Source organism: Myroides odoratimimus (genome assembly GCF_038039805.1).
Taxonomy (GTDB): Bacteria; Bacteroidota; Bacteroidia; order Flavobacteriales; family Flavobacteriaceae; genus Flavobacterium; species Flavobacterium odoratimimum_B.
Genome location: NZ_JBBPHK010000047.1, coordinates 1 through 5,030 on the forward strand (window position 1 = coordinate 1; position 5,030 = coordinate 5,030).

Here is a 5,030-nt window from a genome sequence, read left to right on the forward strand (position 1 = left end):
TCCCTGCATAAGCTGGGTTGATCATATTAGTATTATACATATACTGGGTATACTGCGGATCTTGTTGAGCTTGCATAGTTTGGAAGCAGCCTATTAGCAATAGACTGATTCCAATTTTCTTTATATTTTTTTGAATACTCATAACTCTTCTTACTTATTACTTTCTAACTGTAGATAACCCGATTTCTTAATCATACGTGAACCATGCTTATCTTTATATTCATAAGTAACGATATAGAAGTATGCTCCTGTTGGTAGTTTCTCATTTTTATTAATGGTCACTCGTCCATCAGAGTATCCTCTAAACACATTACCTGCACTGTCATAATTATGTGTATCAAATACCTTCACTCCCCAACGGTTATAGATTTCTACTGTGTTATTAGGGAATCTGTTGATATTATCTATAATAAAGTAATCATTCTTACCGTCTCCATCAGGAGAAACAAGGTTATAAATAACGATATCACCATCTAAAATTAGATCTGTCTTCACAGTAGCTAATGTAAAGAATCCATACCCCTTCACACTAGTAGGTGTAGTGATCTCTTTTTTCTCTAGATCTACCACACCTCCTTCGTCTACCCAAAGTTGTTGCTTAGCATCCCAACGTACAATGTGTAAATCTTTCTCTGGATTAACCAATAACTCTTTTGGTGTAGTACGCTCATCCCAACTTAGCGTCAGCATGATGTCTCCTTTGCTGTTATCACTTCCTTTGTCTACTGTCCAGTATTCGCGATCATCAATAAGTTCTATAACACCTGTCTTTGCTGGACGTGATCTAAAAAAGTTCTTATCGTCTAAATTATACTTTCCTTGATACGCATCTTTCACATTCTCTGGTGCTGTAATTCTAGCATAACGATACAGTCCTTTATCTCCCTTAGGGTATTGGAACTCCTCATTACCTATCTTTTCTACATAACCTTCTGCGTGACTCTTATCTGTTGGGTGAAGTGCTTTCGCTCCTTGATGGAAGGTTAACATCCCTTTTAAAGAATCGACCTTAATAATACCATCTTTAAAATCTACACTACCATGTACATTCGCTTCATTTTTTAAATCAAAAGCTACTACAGGTTCTGCGTTATCTAGTACAACATGATAAAAATCTGAAGGTTTACTACCTGAGATAAGTTGCTTCCCTTTTTGATCTTCGTATTTTGTGAAGACTGCTTTGGATTTAATAGCATTATTCTTGTGGTAATAAAGATTATCATTATTAAAATTATTGTAATAATAAACATCTCCATTGTGTTCCATTACTCCAGACTCTGTATTTGTAAAATCGTAAATAGTCGAAAGTACTCCTCCTTCTGCAACTGAGAATTGACCAAGATTAACTAGTACCTGATCTTTTTTCTCTTTCTGTGCGATACTAGACAGGCTAATTAAAAGTCCTCCTAGTAATATTATTTCCTTTTTCATACTACTTCTTTCTTCTTATTGTTTTGTTAGTAGTGGTTGGATTAGTAATAATCAGAGGTGTTTTACAACTATCTTGTTCAGTAATCACTTTCACTATACTAGAAGATTCACAATCACCAGTAGTTATAGTCCATTTAAATTCATAAACCCCTGTTAGATCCATACCTGCAACAATTGTTCTTGGACTAGTGGCATCACTAAATGTAGGTATCATACCTACAGGGGCAGACTCTACTGTCCATTTACCTTGACCTAAACCAGGGTCATTTGCCACTAATACAGTTCTAGATCTACAAAAAACATCCTCTTGATTACTCCCTGCATTAGCCCCGATTTGTTCAGAGACTATAACTTTAAAAGTAGTCTCTCGAGATGCTTGAGAACACGCATATTCCTGTTCTAAAACCCAATCAACACTATTTATATACCCTTGAGCTTTTACCTTAAAGACATATTCTCCTGGCTTATCAAGATTACGAATAATAGTTGATGTACTTTTTAGATTCCTATTATCAGTTATCTCATACTCAGGTGTTGATGAATTCATAGGTTTAGAAACGACTGTAAAATGATATACACCACTATAATTTCCTGCAAGATAATTTGGATTTATTACCTCTTGGAATACCTCAGGTAATTGTATAGTTGCATTTACCGTCCCAGATCCTGGATAACAAACTGTTACATCCTCTATCTTAATATCTTTTCGATTACCATCAGATACATGGATAAAATAAGTGCCTGGTAAAGCACAATCACCATTTCTTATAGTAAAACTAATCGCATAGGTACCAACTCTCCACCCACCAACTGGAGGTGTTACTTTTAACATTCTTTGTCTTTGTCCCTCTCCAGATATAACCAAGCTAGGGACTTGCTCTCCTGGATAAGAACCTCCATAAAACGTAGCAGTTGTTGTGGTTGTTACTGGATCATCTTTTTCATTAATCTTAAAATAAACTTCAACAGGTGTGTTTGTTCCTTCAAAACCACAAAGAAGTTCTCCTGCACTTCCTCCATAAGAATATCCACTATTCTGCTCAGGATGAGCTGAATCAACAAAATTTAAATTACCAGGTTTTATACCTGTTTTTGTATAAGTTAATTCAGGGGTTGTAAAGGTTCCTGCTGCATTACTAACAGTTAAAGTAAACTTATAGGTTCCTATAGCACTAGTTTTAAACTCAATATTTTTTGTATCAAAACCTGTAAAAGTTAGATTACCTCCAATAGGCTGACTAATTATATTCATTGACACAGTTGTGCCAAAACTTGGATTTCCAGATACATTAGGGTGTTTTGTTCCGAATATTGGAGATCCTGCTTCAAAATCAAGATAAACATATTCATCTACCAAACTATCTCCACACCCTGACTTTGATTTTACCTTGATAAAAGGATTGGGAATAAACCTAACTACAACAGATTTTTCATAACTACAATTTGGGTTAAATTTCGAAGTTATTTTAAAGAAAAATCTATAGGCCGGATCTACATCATGATCTGCTTTTTTAATTAAACTAAACACAGGATTAGCAATATTTGTACTACTAAGCTGTCCATTTTCTGAATTTATTCGACCATATCTTTCCTTATTATAGATATTCTCAAACCTCCACTCTCCAGTAAACCCTTCAGGTATTACCCCATTTAGATTAACACTACCCACACTTGCAAAAACATCAACAATATCAGTTCCTGCACTAAACGATGATACATCTCCAGAGGAAGTAATCTTTACATCTGAGTAAGATGATCCTGTTTGAGTAACTTTAGTTAACCTAAAAGTATAAACACCAGGTTTATTCATCCCTGTAATACCTGGTGTTAAAATACTTGGATTACTAATCACTGGATCTGTTGCTCCAGAAGGTTTATTAAGAACAGACCAAGTTAATCCTGTAGTCTCTCCATCTGTTGTACCTTTTAGATTATAAGTAGTTCCACAGATAGTAGCATCTCCTCCGGCATTAACAGTTGATTGACCATAACCTACAGTTGTACTTACAAATACAAATACTAGATAAAGTAGATACTTATTTATATATTTCATACAATTCATATTCTTATAATTATTTTAAAAAATAATTCTACATTTTAAATAACATTCATTTTATTTCTAGACTTATCTAATCAAAGACAAGCCTAGAAAAAATGTGTATTTAATTATCATTTCTAACAGAGAATACAATATTCATAAATGTTCCTACAGTTACATCTGCATTTTGCTTCAGCTTATAAGTTAATACCCCATCGTCATCAACAGCTACACTATCAAAAACAGTAGTATCAACCCATGTAATGAAATAATCTAACTCAGATTTTGGCAATACTGGTAAACTTGTATTCTTACCAAGGTTTGAAGTAACTGGAGTTCCGAATTGCTTCACATAACGCCCATATAAATCTATTTTACCAGTTAATGAGCTATCATCAAATGTATCTCCTGCTAAACTTCCTGATCCAGTAGCATTCATCTGCTCTAAACTCGTTGGAATAATCACAGATGGCATATAGAAAAACTTCGGCATTGCAGCTTTTAAAGCTTTAATCACATCTCCATTATTATCCACTGCTAATAAGTGTTGAGTTTGCTGATCCTGCACATTCTTCTTATCTAATCCTTTAAGAGCCAAAGTACTTGTACTTGTTGTTACAATCTCAGTAGCTTTTAATAGAGTACCTCCTAACTGAACATTCGTTCCTTCTTTAGTTAATCCATTATCAGCTGTGATAACTTCTCCTACTTTTGATTTATCCTCCCATTTTGGTTTTCCAGTAGAATCAGTCACCAATACTTGATTGTTTCCTCCATCAGCCATATCAATTGGTTGAATTGTTCCATCTTTAATTTTAGTAGATGTAATAGACTCATCTTTTACTCTAAGGATCGTTTCAACCAATACAGCTTTCACTCCTCCAGAAACAATTTCTATTGTTGGTTCTACATCATCTGCTATAAGATCCTTAGCATTTAATACATTGGTTACATCTATACTAGGTGTTCCTGCTATCCATTCTGTTCCATTATACACTAATGCCTGTCCTTCAGTAGTTGGAGCTGTCTGATTAACTGGTTTTTCTTTTAATGATGTCAATTTATTAGCATTTGCTGGTCCTGTTACATCTCCTGATAAGATTAGCTTAGATACATCTGCATTTACGATATAAGGATTATCTTCAGAACCTTCCCCTTCAATCGTGATAGCTGTACCAGCCATTGTTTTACCTCCAATACCATCTTTTCCATCAATACCATTCTTAACCGTTACAGTTCCACCTGCACCATCTGTAATAGTAGCTGACCCATCTGGATTTGGAGTTACTGTTACTGATTTACCATCAATACCATTCTTAACCGTTACAGTTCCACCTGCGCCATCCGTAATAGTAGCTGATCCATCTGGATTTGGAGTTACTGTTACTGATTTACCATCTGCTCCTTTTTCACCATTCTTAACCGTTACAGTTCCACCTGCACCATCTGTAATAGTAGCTGACCCATCTGGATTTGGAGTTACTGTTACTGATTTACCATCAATACCATCTGTTCCATCTGCTCCTTTTTCACCATTCTTAACCGTTACAGTTCCACCTGC

4 protein-coding genes are annotated in these 5,030 nt (G+C 35.0%); all 4 read right to left on the reverse strand.

Annotation, left to right across the window (positions count from 1 at the left end; genetic code table 11):
* Positions 1–142, reverse strand: a 142-nt coding sequence (locus AABL85_RS17195; RefSeq protein ID WP_341311004.1) for a type IX secretion system membrane protein PorP/SprF, incomplete at its 3' end; no start/stop codon positions are given.
* Between the two features lie 8 nt (positions 143–150).
* Positions 151–1,431, reverse strand: coding sequence for a gliding motility-associated C-terminal domain-containing protein (locus tag AABL85_RS17200; RefSeq protein WP_341311001.1), 1,281 nt, complete (start codon positions 1,429–1,431; stop codon positions 151–153).
* A 1-nt stretch (position 1,432) separates the two neighbouring features.
* Positions 1,433–3,484: a hypothetical protein gene (locus AABL85_RS17205; protein WP_341311002.1), complete on the reverse strand. Its 2,052-nt coding sequence runs from the start codon at positions 3,482–3,484 to the stop codon at positions 1,433–1,435.
* A gap of 109 nt (positions 3,485–3,593) precedes the next feature.
* Positions 3,594–5,030 (reverse strand): hypothetical protein (locus AABL85_RS17210; RefSeq protein ID WP_341311003.1); only part of this gene is annotated, 1,437 nt, incomplete at its 5' end.